We start from the raw sequence: 18,687 nt of genomic DNA on the forward strand, positions 1-18,687 counted from the left end.
CGTCCGACGGCTACGGGCCGCGCCGCCACCCGGCGACGCGGCCCTCCGCGTCCGCCACCGCCTCTCCTTCCGTCTCTGTCTCCGCTTCCGTCCCCGTCTGCTGACGGCCGGCCGCCCGGCGGGCGCGGGTCTGCTGGATCTCGCAGCCGATGAGGGGGCCGCCGAAGAAGACGAAGCCGACGCCGATCAGCCAGCACTGCACCATCAGGACGGTGCCGACCGAGCCGTAGGTGACGGCGTTGGTGACGATGAGCGGCGAGAAGACCAGCCAGGAGAAGCCTCGCAGGCCGACGAGGCCCGCCATGGTGAGGACGGCGCCGGGCAGGGCCGCACGCCAGGTGATGAGGCCGCCGAGGAGGAAGCGCTGGCCCCACCAGAAGAAGAGGACGCCGAAGACGAGGGTGAGGGTGATGCGGACGACGGCCTGCCGCCAGCCGTGGCTGAGGAAGGCGCCGCTCTGGGCCTCGGCGAAGAGATACGCCGTCAGGCCCGCGAGCCACACCGCGCGCCGCCACACGCTGTGCCAGGGGCTGGCGGGCAGCTCCCACACCTTGCGGTAGCCGGTCTCGACGCTCGCCGCGAAGGACAGTCCGAAGACGGCGAGCGAGGCCAGGCTGAGGGCGCTGGTGGTACTCAACACCCGCCGTGGCGTGGCGAACAGGCGCTGCACGGACTCGGCCGGGTGCGGGGACAGGCCCATGCCGTCGACCACCCACTGGGCGAAGCCGGTGCGTTGGAAGGGCGCCGCCGCGGCGACCACGATCAGCAGCGGCATCAAAGTGACCAGGCCGAGCGCGGCGAAGCCCATCGAGCGTTGCAGCAGCTCCAGTTCGCCGCCCTTGCGCCACACCCGTCCGGCCGCCGAGCCTTCCCAGACCCGGCGCAGATCCACCATCGTCCCCCTCCTCAGCCGGAGTTCAGCCCCGTGCGGTCGCTGTCACCGTTCCCCGTACGCCGTCGTCGTTCCTGTGTTCGGCGTATGCCCCCGGCCACGGCCGGCTATCCGGGACGCGCCCGGTCTCCGCGGCGCGGTACGGGAATACGGGATACGGATCGTCACCGCCCGTGGGAGACTGCACGGTCGATCACGAGGGGTGGGGCATGCACACGGGACGCGGATTTCCGGACCGCGAGCGGCTGGAAGGGGTGGCACGGGCCGCCCTCGGACCCGGCCGCCGCATCGCACGGGTCGACCGACTGCGCGGCGGCAGCAAGAAGGGCGTCTACCGGCTGACGCTCGACGACGACTCGACCGTCATCGTCTACATCTGGGACGACACCGAGAACTACTGGCCCAGCGACGCTACGGCCGCCGACCACACCGACCCGTTCTCGCACGCCTCCGGCATCGACCTCTTCGAGGCCGCGCACGGGCGCCTTCACGCCCTCGGCGTCCGCTCACCGCGGATCCGCCTGACCGATACCAGCAAGGCGCTCTACCCCGCCGACATCGCGGTGGTCGAGGACGTGCGGGGCCCGACTCTTGAGGAGATGCTGCGCGCCGACCCCCGGAGCGCGGCCCCGGTCATGGACCGGCTCGCCGAAGCGCTCGGCCTGATGGCGGACCACGCCGCTCCGGGCTTCGGCAAGGTCGCGCTGGTCGACAACGGCGGTGTGTCGAAAGGCGGTTCGTGCGAGGGGGCCGTCCTGGACCGCGCCCTCGACGACCTGTACGAGGCCGCCCGGCGCGACACCCGTATCGCCGTCGTCCGCGACCGGCTGGAGGACGTCGTGCGGACGGCGTACGCCGCGGTGCCCGCGCGCGAGCGGTTCGCCGTCGTGCACGGCGAACTCGGGCCCGACCACGTACTCGTGGACGCCCACGGCACGCCGGTCCTGATCGACGTCGAGGGACTGATGTACTTCGACGTCGAGTGGGAGCACGCCTTCCTGCGCATCCGCTTCGGCGACCACTACGCCCGGCTGCTGCCCGGCCGCCCGGCGCCCGGCCGTGGTCCGGGGCGGGGCGGGGCGGAGCTGGACGGGCGGCGGCTGCGGTTTTACGCGCTCGCCATGCGGCTGTCGCTCGTCGCCGGGCCGCTGCGCCTGCTCGACGGCGACTTCCCCGACCGCGACTTCATGCTGGGCATCGTCGAGCACAACCTCCGGGAGTCCTTGGCGTTCCTGGAACCCGACCGGACCCGGTCGCCCTGACTCAGACCGCGATGGCGCGCGGGGCCGACTTCAGGGAGACGGCGGCTTCCGCGGTGTGGACGAGGAAGGTCAGGGTCTCCTGGAAGTAGAGCCGCACGCTGGTGTCGTCGTGGGACAGGTAGCCGATGGACAGGTCCTGACCGAGGCGCAGTTCGAAGTCGCCGCCGCGGCCGGCGATCAGGAAGGCGCCGTCGATGGCGGGCGCCCAGATGATGTCGCCGTCCAGCAGCCGGGCCAGGTGCTGGTGGATCGGGTAGCCGTGGTCCGAGGTCTCGTTGACCGCGGTGTACGCGTCGGCGCTGAGCGCCAGGTGGTAGGTGCCGTCGACGCCCGCGAGGCGCAGCGCGGTGATCGCCTGGCTGACGGCGTTCGGGTAGTCGCGTACGTCGTCGGGCAGGGTGATCGCCTGGTTGGAGGAGGCGGCGCGGATGCCGTCGATACCGGCGGCCGGGTAGCCCTCGAAGATCACCCGGTCCTCGGCGAAGGCGAGCTGCCGGGCGGCGTCCTTGACAGGCTGCCAGTCCGCGTCCTTCGCGCCGCGCTCGACGTCGTCCACCTGGCGGCGGTCGACGCTGAAGGGCAGCCGCAGTTCGACCACCGGCCGCGAGCGCCGTACATGCGCGGCGACGCCGTCGGCGGGCGACTCGATGGCGTCGAGGTGCCCGGTGGCGACGGCGGACAGCTCGGATCCGGCCGGTTCCGGTACGTCCACGATCCGGCGCCCCGCCACGTTGCGCTTGAACGTGCGTCGCGCCTCGTCCTCCAGATCGGCCCAGGCGGCGGCGGAGATGGGGGCCAGTTCACGATGCAGGTTGTTCACGGCGTGGTGCTCCTCTTCAGGTCGCCGATACCCAGCGAGTCGTCGGGTACGGCGGGGGCGGATTCGACGGAGGCGGATTCGACGGGGACCGTAACGGGGGCGGGTGCGGCCGGGGTCGCGGAGCCCGACGCGGACGCGCGGGCGGGCGGGTCGGGGAGGTCGTCCAGGAAACCGGCGGCCGGGGCGTGGAACAGGGTCCCGGTGACGGCCGTGGAGAAGTCCAGGATGCGGTCGTGGGTGGCGGGCGGCAGGCCGAGGAACATGTTCCGCAGCATCTGCTCGGTGACGTCGGGGGTGCGCGCGTAACCGATGAAGTAGGTGCCGAACTCACCCCTGCCCGGACTGCCGAAGGGCATGTTGTCGCGCAGGATCTTGCGCTCGGTGCCGTCGGCCTCGGTGATGGTGTTGAGGGCGACGTGCGAGGCGTCCTCGTCCAGCTCCACATTGCTCAGCTTGCGGCGGCCGATGATCTTTTCCTGCTCCTCGACGGGCAGCGCGTTCCAGGCGTCGAGGTCGTGCAGATACTTCTGCACGATGACGTAGCTGCCGCCCGCGAAGTCGGCGTCCTCGTCACCGATGAGCACGGCCCGGTGGGCGGCCGGGCCGACCGGATTCTCACTGCCGTCGACGAAGCCGAGCAGGTCGCGGGCGTCGCGGTAGACGAAGCCCTGGGTCTCGTCGCGGAGCGTGACCGAGCCGCGCAGCCGGTTCATGATCTCGGTGGCGAGCGAGAAGCACAGGTCCATCCGGGTGGCCCTGATGTGGAAGAGCAGGTCGCCGGGGGTGGAGACGGCCCGGTGCCGGGCGCCGCGCAGTTCCTCGAAGGGGTGCAGCCCGGCGGGGCGCGGTCCGTCGAAGAGCCGGTCCCACGCCTCGGAGCCGATGCCCGCGACACAACTCAGCCTGCCCTCGGGGCTGCCGAAGCCGATCGACCGCTGCAAGCCCGCGAGGTCGGCCAGCAGGTCGCGCGCCACGGCCTCGCCGCCGGGGTCGACGGTCACCACCAGGAAGGTCGCCGCGGTGGTCAGCGGGCTCAGCACCGCCTGCGGTTCCGCCGCCGGGGACGGTACCGCGGGCACGCCGCTCTCCTGTGTCGTCAATGCGTTCCTCACCAGGCTCGGATCGGACAGGGACCCCGTGGATCGGACGGGGTCCGCGTACAAGCGGGACATCTCAACTATCGCAAAGCACCGGGACTCGTGCCCGCGCCCCGGCCGGACATGCCGGTCGGGGCGCGGGGAGGTGCGCTGCGGTGATGTCCGCCGGGGTCGATCCGTACAGGTCAGCCCGGGGGCGGCGGGGTCAGCCCAGGGTCGACAGCGCCTGGTTCAGCGTCTGCGACGGCCGCATGACGGCCGCGGCCTTGGCCGCGTCGGGCCGGTAGTAGCCGCCGAGGTCGACCGGCGAGCCCTGGACCGCGATCAGCTCGCCGACGATGGCCTGCTCCTGCTCGGCCAGCGTCGTGGCGAGCGCGCCGAACGCCTCCGCGAGCTTGATGTCGTCGGTCTGCGCGGCCAGCTCCTGGGCCCAGTAAAGGGCCAGGTAGAAGTGGCTGCCGCGGTTGTCGATGCCGCCGAGGCGGCGGCTGGGCGACTTGTCCTCGTTGAGGAAGGTGCCGGTCGCCCGGTCGAGGGTGTCCGCGAGGATCTGGGCGCGCGGGTTGTCCGTGCTCTGCGCGAGGTGCTCGAAGCTCACCGCGAGGGCGAGGAACTCACCGAGGCTGTCCCAGCGCAGGTAGTTCTCCTTGACGAGCTGCTGCACGTGCTTGGGCGCGGAGCCGCCGGCGCCGGTCTCGAACAGTCCGCCGCCGTTGATCAGCGGGACGACCGAGAGCATCTTGGCGCTCGTGCCGAGTTCGAGGATCGGGAAGAGGTCGGTGAGGTAGTCGCGCAGCACGTTGCCGGTGACGGAGATGGTGTCCTCGCCGCGGCGGATCCGCTCCAGCGAGAAGGCGATGGCGTCGACCGGCGGCAGGATCCGGATGTCGAGGCCGTCGGTGTCGTGCTCGGGCAGGTACCGCTCGACCTTGGCGATCAGGTTGGCGTCGTGCGCGCGGTCCTCGTCCAGCCAGAACACCGCGGGGGTGCCGGTGGCGCGGGCGCGGGTGACGGCGAGCTTGACCCAGTCCTGGATCGGCACGTCCTTGGTCTGGCACATGCGGAAGATGTCGCCCGCGCTGACGGCCTGCTCCAGCACGGCCCGGCCGGCTCCGTCAACCACGCGCACCGTACCGGTGACAGGGATCTCGAAGGTCTTGTCGTGGCTGCCGTACTCCTCGGCGGCCTGGGCCATCAGGCCGACGTTGGGCACCGAGCCCATGGTGGCCGGGTCGAAGGCGCCGTGGGCTCGGCAGTCGTCGATGGTGACCTGGTAGATGCCCGCGTAGCTGCGGTCCGGGATGACCGCGAGGGTGTCGGCCTCCTGGCCGTCCGGGCCCCACATGTGACCCGAGGTGCGGATCATGGCGGGCATGGACGCGTCCACGATGACGTCGCTGGGCACGTGCAGGTTGGTGATGCCGCGGTCGGAGTCGACCATGGCCAGCTCGGGGCCCTCGGCGAGCTCGGCGTCGAAGGACGCCTTGATCGCGGCGCCCTCGGGCAGCGACTCCAGGCCCTTGAGGATGCCGCCGAGGCCGTCGTTCGGGGTGAGACCGGCCGCGGCGAGCGTCACGCCGTGCTCGGCGAAGGTCTTGGGGAAGAAGGCGCGCACGACGTGGCCGAAGATGATCGGGTCGGAGACCTTCATCATGGTGGCCTTGAGGTGCACCGAGAACAGCACGCCCTCGGCCTTGGCGCGGGCGATCTGGGCGGTGAGGAATTCACGCAGCGCCGCGACCCGCAGGACGGCGGCGTCCACGACCTCACCGGCCAGTACGGGTACGGATTCGCGCAGCACGGTGGTGCTGCCGTCGTCCCCGGCCAGCTCGATACGGAGCGATCCGGCCTCGGAGACGACCGCGGACTTCTCGGTCGAACGGAAGTCGTCGCCGTCCATGTGCGCGACGTTCGTCTTGGACTCCGGCGTCCAGGCGCCCATACGGTGCGGGTGCGCCTTGGCGTAGTTCTTCACCGAGGCGGGGGCGCGGCGGTCGGAGTTGCCCTCGCGCAGCACCGGGTTGACGGCGCTGCCCTTGACCTTGTCGTAGCGGGCGCGGACGTCCTTTTCCTGGTCGGACTTCGGGTCGTCCGGGTAGTCGGGCAGCGCGTAGCCCTGCTCGCGCAGCTCGGCGATGGCGGCCTTGAGCTGCGGGATCGACGCCGAGATGTTCGGCAGCTTGATGATGTTCGCGGCGGGCGTCTTGGCCAGTTCACCCAGCTCGGCGAGCGCGTCGTCGATCCGCTGGTCCTCGCGCAGGTACTCGGGGAAGACGGCGATGATCCGCCCCGACAGCGAGATGTCGCGGGTCTCGACGGTGACCCCGGCGGTGGAGGCATACGCCTCGATCACCGGCAGCAGCGAGTACGTCGCCAGGGCCGGAGCCTCGTCGGTATGCGTGTAGATGATGGTCGAGTCAGCCACCGGTCACTCCGTCCAGGTCTGCAACATTGCTCGACATCAAGATATCCCGTGACCGACCCGTGTCCTACCCGCCCCCACCCCCGCGCCCCCCGCCGACGCCCCGGATGCCGCCGTACGCGCGCCGCGCGCCGGCGCCCCGGCGCAGGTCAGAGGGCCCGCGTCGGGCAGCGCCGGGCATCCGACCTCACCTGTCAGACAATATTCATGGCCGCGAACTCGCCCTCCCCGCGCGGTCGTACGGGAGCGTCGGGCCACGACGGATGCCGCGAGGGCGACGAGAGAGCCGCGGCGTCCGGGGCGCGGACCGGGCCGTACGCACCGGTGTCGCGCGGGCCGCGATACGGGTCACCACCTGGGCGATTTGTTCCATTTGCGGCGCTTTGGGACCTCGGCCATGCTGAAGGAGATCCAGCCGAACAAGGAGATGATTCCATGAACTCGGATCTCACAGCCCCGGTCGAGTCGGCGGTCCTCGCCGCTGAGGTCGAAGGACTGCTGGACTCCGCGGAACCCGAGGGCATCTACCGCGACACGCGCGAGTGCGGCGGCGGTCTGCTCCTCGCAGGACTTCTGCTGATCTCGCCCCCGACCCCCCGTCCGACGAAGACGGACGCGTCCTGAACTGAGGGGTCACGTTGGCAGAGCAGGCGCAGGGGACATCCCCGCTGAGCGCTGTGGTCGCCGATGTCGCACAGGCAGTCGCCCTCGCCCTTCGGGGCGGGGGCGGCTCCTACGCGCTGTCGCGCGTACTCCCGCAGGGCGAAGCGGTGGCATCGGCCGCGATCCGGGTACTGGGCGCCGACGTACTGGCGCCGTACGCGCTGGATCGCGGCCCCGCCCATGACACGGACGGCACGGCGGGCACGGCCGATCAGGCCCTCGTCCGCGCCGCGCTCACCGCCTATCCGCCGGGGGCCGACGCCTCCGAGGTGTCGGTGTGGAGCTACCGGGGGCTCGCGGCGGCGGCGCGCGCCTTCCTGCCCGCGGACGCCGACGGCCGGCCGCCGGAGCCGCCCGCCGCGACGCAGTGGGCCGCCACCGACGCATGGCCGCGACTGGCCCACCGGGTCTCGCAGTTGGCCTCGCTGTCGCTGCCGGGGCTCGACACCCCGCTGGCCGGATGCCTGGCGGAGCGCACCGACGACCTGGCCCGCGGCTTCGTCCGCGCGGTCCGCCGTCGCGACTGGCTCCAGGCGGCCGGGCTCGGCCGCTGGCTGGCGGGCCTGCCGGACGTTCCGGACTCGCTCGGTCTGGACAGCGGCCTGGTGTTCGTCCGTCAGATGAGCGGCGACGACCCCCGCGTGGCGCTGCACATCACCGCGGCGGCGCGTTTCCACGGGCGCGGTTCGTGACCGGCGGCCGGGTCCCCGCGGCGGGCGCCGGCCCGGAGCCGCTGGACCGCATGGCCGTCTCGGCGCTCACCTGGCTGGACGGCATGCGCCCGTGCTTCCGGCTGCCCGCGGACGTGACGACCGACGCCGATCCCAACACCACGCTCAAACCCCTCGGCGAGCTGGCCGAACTCAGCCACCTCATCCGTACGCACCACCCCCTGCCCGCCGTCCGCGACCTCGCGGACGGCCTCTTCCGCTTCGCCTGGCGCGAGACGCGCGACGGTGAGCTGTTCGGCGACCTGATCCGCGGCGAGCCGCGCGCGACCTACCCGGTCGAGCTGTACGGGGTCTTCGCGCAGACCGGGCTGAGCCATCCCGGCGTCGAGGACCTGGTGCGCACCATGACCGGGCTGCGCGGCTGGCGGGTGGCGCGCGAGGACCACACCCGTACCCTCGGCGTCCTCAACGCCGAGCGTCGGATCGGGCTGCGCCACCACGCCGACTTCGACGCGGTGCTCGCCATGACGGGACTCGGCCGGGCGGTCGAGCCGTGGACGCTGGACCGCAAGGCGGCCTACGGCGTGACGCACGACGTCTTCCACCTCACCGACTGGGGCCGCGCCCCGCACCGGATGCCCGCGGACCGCGCCGAGTATCTGCGGCTGTGGATCCCTTCCTGGCTGGAGAGCTGGCTGGAGGAGGAGCTGTGGGATCTGGTCGGCGAACTGCTCGCCGTGGCGGCCTGCCTGCCCGGGCCCGTCCCCGACGCGGCGGCCTGGCGGCTGCTGGCCGGGGCGCAGGGCGCGGACGGCGCGGTGCCCGAGATCGGCGCCGGACCGCCGCCGGGCACGGCCGCCGCCGAGGCGTTCACCGCCTGCTACCACTCCACGTTGGTGACCGCCTTCGCGGCCACCCTGGCCCGGATCGGCCCGACGCGGCCGGCGGGCCCGACCGCGGGCGTACGGCGCCCGGTCCTGGAAAGCGAGGCAGCATCGTGATGACGACGGCCGCATCCCCCGCGCTCCTGCACCAGGTGGGCGAGCGCGCGCTGGCCTGGCTCGACGCGAACCGGGAGCACTTCCGGCTCACCGACGACGACCGCGCCACCAGCGGCGCGGTCATCGAACGCCTCAAGCCCATCGGCGAGTTGGCGATCAACATGCGGGTGCTCTCACGCGAGGGTGTGGCCGGGTCACGGCAGCGCGACCGGTCGCTGCGGCTGCTGGACTTCGCCTGGCGCGAGTTGCTGGACGGCGGCAACGTACTGGCGTCGCTCCAGCGCGACGAACCGCTCTCCCCCGTACCGCTGGAGATCTACGCGACCTTCTACGAACTGGGCCACCGGCACCCCGGCGTGGAGGACGCGGTCGCCCTCTCGCGCCGCACGGCGTCCTGGCGGGCCCTGGAGATGGTGCCCAACCGGCGCCTGGGCCTGCTCAACGCCGAGCGCAAGCTGGGCCTCGTGCCCAGCGGCGACTTCGACCTGGCGGTGGAGCGGACCTGGCTGGGCCAGACGCCGGAGCCCTGGACGGTGCAGTTCCACATCGCGTACGACCTCACGCACACCGTCTTCCACCTGACCAACTGGGGCGAGGCGCCGGACCGTATCCCGCCCGCGATCGTCGACTACCTGACGCGGTATCTCCCGGCCTGGACCGAGGACTGGGCCGACCTCGCCCACTGGGACCTGCTCGGCGAACTGCTGGTCGTGGACGCCTGTCTGCCGCGTCCGGCGCTCGACGGCGAGGTGTGGGAGCGGTACGCCGGCGCGCAGTCCGACAGCGGTGCGATGCCGGTGCGCAACGGGATGCCGGACGGGGACACGGCCGAGGTCTTCGACCAGGTGCACCACCCGACGCTGGTCGCCGCCTTCGCCTCCGCGATGGCCACCTCCCGCGCGCTGTCGGCGGACGCGGTCGCGTGAGCGCCACGGCGGTGGACCTCGCGCCGGACGAGGCCGAGGACCGTACGGCCGACGGCACGCCGGTCCTCGACCTGCTGGAGCGGGCGGTCACAGAGGTCAGGGCGCCCGATGTCGTGCTGGCCGTCTCCCGCGCGGGACGGCGGACACTGGTGGGCGGCGGCAGCGCGCCGCCGCGGGCGGCGCGCGAGGAGGCGCGGTACGAACTCGGCTCGCTCTCCAAGACGTTCGCCGTGCTGCTGCTGGCGGAACTCGCCCGCGACGGTGTGCTCGGTCTCGACGACCCGCTCGCCGCGCACCTGCCGGACCTGCCGCTCCCCCACCGGTACGCGCGGCGGATCACGCTGCGGCACCTGGCGACCCACACCTCGGGGCTGCCGCGCGTGCCGCGTGACCTGGTGGCGGGCGCGGTGCTGCGGCCGTACGCCAACAGCTACGCCCGCTACAACACCGGACGGCTGCTGCGGGCATTCGCGGACACCCGTACCCGCCACGCCCCCGGCAGCCGCTGGCACTACTCCAACCTCGGCATCGCGCTGCTCGGACCCGCGATGGAACACGCCACGGGAACGGACTACGGCACGCTGCTGGCGGGGCGGGTGCTGGCGCCCCTGGGTCTGCACGGCACCACGACGGGGCCGGGCCGCGGCCTCGCGGCGGTCGGCTACCGGACCGACGGGCGTACGCCGCTGCCGCCGACCGACATGGCGGCCTTCACCACGGCGGGCGGGGTCCGGTCCACACCGACCGACCTGCTCCGCTACGCCGAGGCGCATCTGCGGCCCGGCGGCACGGCGTTGGAGGCGGCGCTGCGCGACGTCCAGGTCCCGCAACTGCGCCGAGGGCTCGGTCACCGGAACACGCACACGCTGACCTGGTACCACCATCCGGCGCCGGGTGGCCCCCTGCTCTTCCACGCGGGGGCCACCTTCGGGCAGCAGACGTTCCTCGGCTTTCACCCGGCCACCGGTACGGCGGTGGCCGGATGCGCCACCCGGCACGACCGCGGCTGCCGCATCGTCAAGACGGCCTATGCGCTGCTGTACCGGCTGTGCGGCGAGCCGAGGGACACGGCCTGACTCAGGAGGTCGCCGCCTCCGCCTTCTCCTCCTGCGAGAAGTCCCCCGCCGTGGTGCGCAGCGGGACCTCCTTGATGAGCAGCGACAGCACGAAGGCGATCACCAGGACGCCCGCGCCGACGAGGAAGGCGACGTTGATCGCGTCGGTGAAGCCGGTCTTGAAGGGGTGGGCGAGCGCCGGGTCGACATGGCTGAGGAACGACGTGTCGTTGAGCGTGCCGGTGCTGCCCGAGGACGCCGAGGTGAGCGTCTTGAGCTGGTCCGGGTGCGCGGCGGCGGCCTGCTGGAACGCTTCTTCTCCCTTGGCGGCGGCGAAGGCGGAGCCGATCTTGCCGCCCACGACGGAGTAGACGATCGACAGGAAGACGGCGACGCCGAGCGTGCCGCCCATCTGCCGGAAGAAGGTCGTCGAGGAGGTGGCGACACCGATGTCGCGCGGCGGCACCGCGTTCTGCATGGCCAGCACGATCGTCTGCATGTTCAGGCCGAGTCCGGCGCCGACGACGAACATCGACACGTCCACGTAGAACAGGCTGCTGTCGGCCGACATCTGCCACAGCATCAGCATGCCGCCCACCAGCAGGGCGCAACCGAGGATGGGGAAGATCTTGTAGCGGCCGGTGCGCGAGGTGATCTGGCCGGACACCATCGAGAAGATCATGATGCCGAGCACCAGCGGCAGGGTGAGCAGACCGGCCTTGGTCGGCGAGTTGCCCTTGACGAGCTGGAGGTAGAGCGGCAGCAGCGTGATGCCGCCGAACATGCCGATGCCGATGATCGCGGACTGCGCGGAGCCGACCGCGAAGACGCCGTTGCGGAAGAGCCGCAGCGGCAGCAGCGCCTCCTCGCCCGCCCGGCGCTCGGCCAGCAGGAAGGCGACGATGCCGACCGCGCCGATGATGTAGCAGGACAGCGAGGACGCGGCGCCCCAGCCCCACTCGCGGCCCTGTTCGGCCACGATCAGCAGCGGTACGAGGGCGACGATCAGCGCGGTCGCCCCGAGGTAGTCGATCCGGTGCGGCCGTCGTTCCTGGCGCACGTGCAGGACCCTGGCGACCACGAACAGGGCGAGGATGCCGATGGGGACGTTGATCAGGAAGATCCAGCGCCAGCCGTCGATGCCGAGCAGCGAGTCCTGCCCGGCCAGCGCGCCGCCGATGACCGGTCCGAGCACGCTGGACGTGCCGAAGACGGCCATGAAGTAGCCCTGGTACTTGGCTCGTTGGCGCGGCGGGATGATGTCGCCGACGATGGCGAGCGCGAGCGAGAACAGCCCGCCCGCGCCGATGCCCTGGAGGGCGCGGAAGCCCGCGAGCATGTACATCGACGTCGACAGCATGCACAGCGCCGAGCCGACGATGAATATCGCGATGGCGAAGAGAAAGAACGGCTTGCGCCCGTATTGGTCGGAGAGCTTGCCGTACAGCGGTGTGCTGATCGTCGAGGTGATCAGGAAGGCGGTGGTCACCCACGCCTGGGCAGTCAGGCCGTTGAGGCTCTCACCGATCTTGTAGATGGCCGTGGAGACCACCGTCTGGTCCAGTGCCGCCAGGAACATGCCGAGCAGCAGCCCCGAGAGGATGACCATGATCTGCCGGTGTGTGTACTCCGTCGGGGGCGCCGCGGTACCGGACGGCGCGGCGTCTGCCTGAGCACTCATGGTGCTGCTTCCTCTCCCGTAATGCTGCTCTGTTTGCCTTGGGCAACATTACGCCGCCCGGTGCCGCGACCCCCTACCGGCTGCTGGGGAGTGCGGGGTCGCGGGTGCGGGCGGGGCGTGAGCGGGCGGCCTACCGGGGCGTGACGGCGTCCACGCCGGTCAGTTCGGCGGACAGCGTCCACAGCCGGGCGGCCTGGTCCGGGTCGATCGCGTAGTCCTTGACACCGATCCTGGTGCCGTCCGCGGGCGCGGGCTCGGCGATCTCGCAGTCCGCCAGGTAGACGCCGCCCTTGCCGTCGAGCATGGGCGAGGTGGCGGCCCAGACCTGGGTGGCGGCGCCCTGCTCGGTGCTCTTGAGCCCGGCGGACTCCAGCGGCTCGCCGTTCTCGTCGATCAGGCCGCGCTCGATCAGCTCCGACTGGGGCAGGTGGCGCTGGAGCGGGGTGAGGATGCCGCCGGGGTGCAGCGCGAAGGCCCGCACCCCGCGCCGCGCGGCGAGCTGGTCGAGGTGCACGGCGAACAGCACGTTGGCCGTCTTGGCCTGGCCGTACGCCTGCCACTTCTCGTAGCCGCCGCGCGCGTACTGCGGGTCGTCCCAGCGGATGGCGGAGTAGTGGTGACCGGCCGAGGAGACCGCGACGACGCGCGCACCGCCGTCCTCGATCGCCGGCCACAGCCGGTTCACCAGCGCGTAGTGCCCGAGGTGGTTGGTGGCGAACTGCGCCTCCCAGCCGGGTCCTACCCGCGTCTCGGGGCAGGCCATGACGGCGGCGCTGTTGATGACGACGTCGATGCCGCGCCCGGTGGCCAGGAAGCGCTCGGCGAAACCGCGGACGCTGTCGAGGTCGGCCAGGTCGAGCTCGTCGACCTCCACGCCGTCGATGCCGTCGAGCGCGTCCTTGGCGGTCGCGGGCCGCCTGGCCGGTACGACGACATGGGCGCCCGCCGCGGCCAGCGCGCGGGTGGTCTCCAGGCCGATGCCGGAGTAGCCGCCGGTGACGAGGGCGAGCTTGCCGGTCAGGTCGATGCCCTCCAGCACCTCCCGCGCGGTGGTCTGTGCGCCGAATCCCGAGCCGATCTCGTGCTGAGTCGTTGTCATGTCTCACACGCTAGGAGCTGGAGTGGACTCCAGCGCAAGTGCCGCGGCCCCGGCCGTGTCGGGGCGGTTCCTAGAAGAAGCCCTGGTTCGGCAGCGGCGTTCCGTTGAGTTCGTAGCGGCCCACCGCGACCGCTTTGAGCGTCTTCGGATTGTGGGCGGCGATCGTACGGATGTTGCGCCAGTGCCGGTCGAGGTGGGCGCCGCGGCGGACCAGCGAGCCGCCGCCGACGTCGAAGAGCTGCCCGTGCCGCCCCCGGTGACGACGGCGCGTTTTCCTTCGAGTTCGAGACCCATGGACTTCCCCGATCGAGTGCCCGACGTCTCGGCCCTCGGCCTGGGCTTCATGAGCTTCGCGCGGTCCACCGACGCCGACGAGCGGCACAACGCGTCGGCGTTGGTGGGCGAGGCGATCGACCTCGGCATCGACTTCTTCGACACCGCCGACATCTACGGCCCGGCCATCAGTGAGACGCTGCTCGGGCAGGCGGTCAAGGGCCGCCGTGACGGCCTGGTCATCGCCACCAAATTCGGCAACCCGCTCGACCGGGCCACCAACCCCGACGCCCGCCCCATCGACGGCCGTCCGGAGTACGTACGGTCGGCGGTGGAGGGCTCGTTGCGGCGCCTGGGCGTCGACCACATCGACCTCTACTACCAGCACCGCGTCGATCCGACGGTGCCGATCGAGGAGACGGTCGGCGCGCTGAAGGAGCTGGTCGAGGCGGGCAAGGTCCGCTGGATCGGCCTGTCGGAGCCGGTCCGCGGACCCTGCGCCGCGCCCATGCCACACATCCGGTCACCGCGATCCAGAACGAGTGGTCGCTCTTCACCCGCGACATCGAGGCCGAAACGCTGGCCATCGCACGGGAGTTGGGCATCGGCATCGTGCCGTTCTCGCCGCTCGGCCGCGGCTGGCTGGCCGGTCGGCTGCGCAGCCGGGCGGACCTGACGGGCCGTCGGCTGGAGCACCCGCGGTTCGCCGAGGAGGTCTTCGACACGAATGTGAAGCTGGCCGACGAGGTCGTCGCCGTCGCGGCCGAACTCGGCGCCGAGCCCGGTCAGGTGGCCCTCGCCTGGGTGCTCTCGCGGGGTGAGGACGTCGTGCCGATCCCCGGCACCCGGCACGCCGCGTATCTGCGGGAGAACGTCGGCGCGTTCGACGTCACGCTCGCACCGGAGCAGGCCGCGCGGCTGGCCGGTATCGCCGAGCGGGTCGAGGGCGACAGGGCGCTGCGGCCCGGCGCCATCGGGGCCGAGGCGCGCCTGCCGGCTGCCGCCGGTTCCTGATCCGGCGGCAGCCCGAAGAGCCGCCCAGGCGTACCGACCCCGTGGGATGGGGGTCGGTACGCCGGGCGGCTCCGTTGCGCCGTGCGGCCGTCCGGACTCAGACCGGGGTGGCCGCCGGGAAGGGCAGGCCGAGGTTGCCGCGCAGCGTGCTCGCCTCGTACTCCCTGCGGAAGATCCCGCGCCGCTGGAGCTCCGGCACCAGGTGGTCGACGATGAGGTCGAGGCCGTCGGGGTAGAGGTCGTGGTTCAGGTTGAACCCGTCCGCCGCGCCCTCGGTGAAGTACGCCTCCATCTCGTCGGCGATCTGCTCCGGGGTGCCCACCACCATGCGGTGACCGCCGCCGGCGACGTGCCGGTCGAGCAGGTCGCGCACCGTCAGGTTCTCGTTGCGGGCGGACTGGAGCACGGAGTTGGCGAAGCCGTAGCTGCTCGGCTTCCAGTCCGGCGAGTTGATCAGGTCCCAGGGCGGCTGCCGGTCGAGCTCCAGGCTGTCCACCGGCAGGCCGAGCTGCGCCGCCAGCGACGTCAGGGCGTCGGTATTGTCGGTGCTCAGACCGGCCAGCAGGTCGCGGCGCTCGCGTGCCTCGGCCTCGGTGCTGCCGATGACCGGCCACAGTCCGGGCAGGATGAGAACGTCGTCGGGGTCGCGGCCGTGAACGTCGCGGGCCCGGGCCTTCACCTTGGCGGCGAAGTCCTTGCCCTGCTGGAGGTTGTGCGCGGCGCAGAAGACCGCGTCGGCGTACTTCGCGGCCAGGTCGATGCCCTGCTCCGACGCGCCCGCTTGCAGGACGACGGGGTGGCCCTGCGGCGAACGCGGCACCTGGTACCAGGCCTTGACCCGCAGGTGCTCGCCGACGTGGTCGACCTCCCGCACCTTCGCCAGGTCGGTCAGCTCACCTGACGCCTTGTCACCGACGAGCGCGTCGGGGTCCCATGACTCCCACAGCGCCCTGATCACCGCGATCGCCTCGTCCGCGCGGCCGTAGCGGGCGTCCCGGTCGGGGTGCGCGTCGAGGCCGAACTGGGCCCCGGCACGCGGCGACTGCGTGGTGACGACGTTGACCGCGGCCCGGCCGCCCGAGGCCAGGTCGAGCGAGGAGCCCAACCGGGCGATGTGGTACGGGTGTCGGTAGGTGGACGACACGGTCGCCACCAGGCCGACGTGCGTGGTGGCCCGGGCGATCGCGGTCAGCACGACGAACGGGTCGATCGCGTTCCACGGCCTGGTGAAGTCCTGCTGCGAGAAGCCGAGGGTCTCGGCGAGGAACACCGCGTCCAGCAGGCCGCGTTCCGCGGTCCGGCCGAGGTTCTCCCATTCGTCGATGTCGAGGAAGCCGAGCGGGTCGTCGCGCAGGCGCCAGCCCCCCGGTGCTCGGCCCAGCGCGTTGGCGTTGACGTTCAAGTGCAGTCGGCGTGTGCTCACTGGTGGCGGTCTCCTGATCAGGCCGTGCGCGCGGTGGCGCTGCTCGCGTCGGTCACCAGGGGCGGAAGCCCGTAGTGGCCGCGCAGCGTGGTGGACTCGTACTCCCTGCGGAAGATCCCGCGCCGCTGGAGCTCCGGCACCAGGTGGTCGACGACCTGCTCCAGGCCGGAGGGGAAGATGTCGAAGTTGATGTTGAAGCCGTCGGCGGCGCGTTGGGTGAACCAGTTCTCGATCTCGTCGGCGACCTGCTCGGGCGTGCCGACGATCGCGTTCTGCGCGTTCGCGCGGCGTTCGAGGACCTCGCGCACGGTGAGGTCGCCCTGGCGTGCCACGGACAGCACGCCGTTGGCGGCGCCGACGCTGCGCGGGCTCCACCGCGGCGAGTTGATGTAGTCCCAGGGCAGGGCCTTGTCCAGGCTCAGCAGGTCGACGGGGACGCCGAGTTGGACGGCCAGCGCGCGCACTGCGGCGTCGTCCGCCTCCACGGGGCCGACCAGGTCGGCGCGGCGCCGGATCGCCTCGGCCTCGGTGCCGCCGAGGGTGATGTTGAGGCCGGGCAGGACCAGGAGTTCGTCGGGGTCACGCCCGTGGGCGGCGGCGCGGGCCTTCAGCCCGCGGTAGAACTCCTGCCCGGTCGACAGGGTGTTGGAGGCGCAGAACACGGCGTCCGCGTGCTGCGCGGCCAGTTCGATGCCCAGGGGCGACGCTCCGGCCTGGACGATGACCGGCCGCCCCTGCACGGAGCGCGGGAACTGGAACCGCGACCTGAAGCCCACGTGTTCGCCGTCGAAGTCCACCGTCGGGACCCGGCCGTCGTCCACCAGTTCGCCCGTCGTGGGGTCGGCGACCAGGGCGTCCGGGTCCCAGGAGTCCCACAGCCGCTTGACGGCGTTCAGCACCTCTTCGGCGCGCCCGTACCTGACCTCGCGTGCGGGAAGCGGTCCCCGCCCGTACAGGGCCGCGGCCGCGTCCTCGCCGGAGGTGACGATGTTGACCGCCGCCCGGCCGCCGGAGGCGATGTCGAGCGTCGCGGCGCGGCGCGCGATGTCCCACGGCTGGTAGAAGGTCGCGGACAGGGTCGTCACCAGACCGATGTGGCGGGTGGCGCGGGCCACCGCCGTCTGGAGCATGAACGGGTCGAAGGCGTGCCACGGCTTGCTGAAGTCGGTGGCGCCGAGGTGGTCGGCGAGGAAGACCGCGTCCAGCAGGCCGCGCTCGGCGATCCGCCCGAGCTTCTCCCAGGAGGCGACGTCGAGGAACCAGGTGGGCGGAGAGCTGTGCCGCCAACTGTTCGGCGGTTTCGCCAGCCCGTTGGCGTTGACGTTGAGGTGCAGGAATCGTTCGGTCACGGCCCCATGCTTGGGCGAACCGCTCCGGGGATGAAGCCGAAGCGGCTACCGGTTCCCTTAAGCTGCCCTTCGCGGTCCGCGCCAGGGCCGGGCCGGTGCCGGGCCGTTGTCGACCCGGAGCCGAGTGGATGTCAGGTCGGTGCCGAGCCGGTGCCGGGCGGCCCGTGTCGTCAGCCGGCCAGTTCCCTGATCAACGGGACCGCGCGGGAGAGCCGGACGGTGCCGTACGCGATCAGGCCGACCGCCGCCAACTGCGGCACGACCCACCAGCCGGTACGGATGTGCTCGCCGTAGACGGTGATGCCCAGCGCCAGGCTGACGGTCGCGTCGCCGAGGGTGAGGGCGGGCTGCGAGGCGATGATCGGCCCGGACTGGAGGGCACTCTCCAGCAGGAAGATCGCGGTGACGCCGCACAGCGCGAAGCCGTAGGTCTGCCAGGCGGTCAGGAAGGCGACGCCGCCGTGCGCGGAGAAGGTGTCGGCGGCGGACTTCATCAGCGCCGCGGTGAGCGCGTTGGCCACCGCGGAGGCGGCGCCCAGCAGGGCAGCCCTCGGCGCGCCGGAGGGCCGGTGGCGGGCGATGACGACCGCCCAGCCGATGACGCCCACGCAGAGCAGGACGGCGGGCACCCAGTGCGCCATGGACGCCTGCGCGGCGCCGCCGCCCGGCGCCGCGGCACCCAGGGCGAGCGCCAGGCCCGCGACCATGCAGGCGACGCCGCTCCAGCCCGCGCGCGGCAGGGCGCGCCCGAGCAGCGGCACGCTGAAGAGCAGGGCGAGCGGCAGTTCCAGGATGAAGACGGGCTGCGCGAGGGCCAGCGGCCCCGTCACCAGGGCGAGGGCCTGGAAGGCCGCGGCGCCCGCCACTCCGCAGATGCCGAGCAGCCACACCGGCTGCCGGATCATCGCGAGCATCTGACGCGGGCGCATCGCGTCGTTGGGCGGCACGGCGAGCGCGGCCTTGCGCTGGAGGACGGTTCCCACCGCGTTGCTGGCCGCACCGAGCAACGCGAAGAACACACACAGCACCAGCAGGGTCG

The 18,687-nt window shown here is 72.1% G+C and carries 15 protein-coding genes and 1 pseudogene; 7 read left to right on the plus strand and 9 right to left on the minus strand.

What is annotated here, in order from left to right; all coding sequences use genetic code 11:
• Positions 1-10: 10 nt before the first annotated feature.
• The gene (locus ACFZBB_RS28055; protein WP_391127887.1) at positions 11-895 is read right to left on the minus strand and encodes a ribonuclease BN; all 885 of its coding nucleotides are present in this window, start codon (positions 893-895) and stop codon (positions 11-13) included.
• A 206-nt stretch (positions 896-1,101) separates the two neighbouring features.
• Here ACFZBB_RS28055 and ACFZBB_RS28060 point away from each other — a divergent pair, with 206 nt between their 5' ends.
• On the plus strand, positions 1,102-2,154 hold the full coding sequence (locus ACFZBB_RS28060; protein WP_391127890.1) for a phosphotransferase: 1,053 nt from the start codon (positions 1,102-1,104) through the stop codon (positions 2,152-2,154).
• Position 2,155: 1 nt separating this feature from the next.
• Here the strand turns inward: ACFZBB_RS28060 and ACFZBB_RS28065 are convergent, their stop codons facing one another.
• From ACFZBB_RS28065 to ACFZBB_RS28075, 3 genes are all read right to left on the minus strand, one after another.
• Positions 2,156-2,974 (minus strand): family 1 encapsulin nanocompartment shell protein, encoded by an 819-nt coding sequence (locus ACFZBB_RS28065; protein ID WP_391127892.1) that lies wholly within the window; start codon positions 2,972-2,974, stop codon positions 2,156-2,158.
• On the minus strand, positions 2,971-4,053 hold the full coding sequence (locus ACFZBB_RS28070; protein ID WP_391127895.1) for a Dyp-type peroxidase: 1,083 nt from the start codon (positions 4,051-4,053) through the stop codon (positions 2,971-2,973). Before ACFZBB_RS28070 ends, ACFZBB_RS28065 begins: the two co-directional genes overlap by 4 nt.
• A 223-nt stretch (positions 4,054-4,276) precedes the next feature.
• Complete coding sequence (locus ACFZBB_RS28075; RefSeq protein ID WP_391127897.1) at positions 4,277-6,496, minus strand: NADP-dependent isocitrate dehydrogenase; 2,220 nt, start codon at positions 6,494-6,496, stop codon at positions 4,277-4,279.
• A 432-nt stretch (positions 6,497-6,928) separates the two neighbouring features.
• On the opposite strand from ACFZBB_RS28075, the gene ACFZBB_RS28080 reads away from it, so the two are divergent.
• The 5 genes from ACFZBB_RS28080 to ACFZBB_RS28100 are packed head-to-tail and all read left to right on the plus strand — an operon-like array spanning position 6,929 to position 10,830.
• Positions 6,929-7,117: a hypothetical protein gene (locus ACFZBB_RS28080; RefSeq protein WP_188280008.1), complete on the plus strand. Its 189-nt coding sequence runs from the start codon at positions 6,929-6,931 to the stop codon at positions 7,115-7,117.
• A gap of 14 nt (positions 7,118-7,131) precedes the next feature.
• Entirely contained in the window at positions 7,132-7,848 is a 717-nt protein-coding gene (locus tag ACFZBB_RS28085) for a hypothetical protein (RefSeq protein WP_391127900.1), read from the plus strand.
• Positions 7,845-8,828 carry a DUF6895 family protein gene (locus tag ACFZBB_RS28090; RefSeq protein WP_391127903.1) on the plus strand — a complete coding sequence of 328 codons (984 nt, stop codon included), beginning with the start codon at positions 7,845-7,847 and terminating at the stop codon, positions 8,826-8,828. Before ACFZBB_RS28085 ends, ACFZBB_RS28090 begins: the two co-directional genes overlap by 4 nt.
• The gene (locus ACFZBB_RS28095) at positions 8,828-9,754 is read left to right on the plus strand and encodes a DUF6895 family protein (RefSeq protein ID WP_391127905.1); all 927 of its coding nucleotides are present in this window, start codon (positions 8,828-8,830) and stop codon (positions 9,752-9,754) included. The genes ACFZBB_RS28090 and ACFZBB_RS28095 overlap by 1 nt, the downstream gene beginning before the upstream one ends.
• Positions 9,751-10,830: a serine hydrolase gene (locus ACFZBB_RS28100; RefSeq protein ID WP_391127908.1), complete on the plus strand. Its 1,080-nt coding sequence runs from the start codon at positions 9,751-9,753 to the stop codon at positions 10,828-10,830. The genes ACFZBB_RS28095 and ACFZBB_RS28100 overlap by 4 nt, the downstream gene beginning before the upstream one ends.
• 1 nt (position 10,831) lies before the next feature.
• Here the strand turns inward: ACFZBB_RS28100 and ACFZBB_RS28105 are convergent, their stop codons facing one another.
• Both ACFZBB_RS28105 and ACFZBB_RS28110 read right to left on the minus strand, forming a co-directional pair.
• Entirely contained in the window at positions 10,832-12,490 is a 1,659-nt protein-coding gene (locus ACFZBB_RS28105) for a DHA2 family efflux MFS transporter permease subunit (RefSeq protein ID WP_391127911.1), read from the minus strand.
• Between the two features lie 130 nt (positions 12,491-12,620).
• Positions 12,621-13,589, minus strand: coding sequence for an oxidoreductase (locus ACFZBB_RS28110; RefSeq protein WP_391127914.1), 969 nt, complete (start codon positions 13,587-13,589; stop codon positions 12,621-12,623).
• 292 nt (positions 13,590-13,881) lie between these two features.
• Here ACFZBB_RS28110 and ACFZBB_RS28115 point away from each other — a divergent pair.
• Positions 13,882-14,876: pseudogene (locus ACFZBB_RS28115) on the plus strand (aldo/keto reductase).
• A 97-nt stretch (positions 14,877-14,973) separates the two neighbouring features.
• Here ACFZBB_RS28115 and ACFZBB_RS28120 read toward each other — a convergent pair.
• From ACFZBB_RS28120 to ACFZBB_RS28130, 3 genes are all read right to left on the minus strand, one after another.
• Complete coding sequence (locus tag ACFZBB_RS28120) at positions 14,974-16,299, minus strand: NtaA/DmoA family FMN-dependent monooxygenase (protein WP_391127917.1); 1,326 nt, start codon at positions 16,297-16,299, stop codon at positions 14,974-14,976.
• A 17-nt stretch (positions 16,300-16,316) separates the two neighbouring features.
• Entirely contained in the window at positions 16,317-17,648 is a 1,332-nt protein-coding gene (locus tag ACFZBB_RS28125) for an NtaA/DmoA family FMN-dependent monooxygenase (RefSeq protein WP_391127921.1), read from the minus strand.
• Between the two features lie 170 nt (positions 17,649-17,818).
• The gene (locus tag ACFZBB_RS28130) at positions 17,819-18,682 is read right to left on the minus strand and encodes a DMT family transporter (protein ID WP_391128059.1); all 864 of its coding nucleotides are present in this window, start codon (positions 18,680-18,682) and stop codon (positions 17,819-17,821) included.
• Positions 18,683-18,687: the final 5 nt, after the last annotated feature.

The sequence above is a fragment of the Streptomyces sp. NPDC008139 genome (assembly GCF_042957025.1).
GTDB lineage: Bacteria > Actinomycetota > Actinomycetes > Streptomycetales > Streptomycetaceae > Actinacidiphila.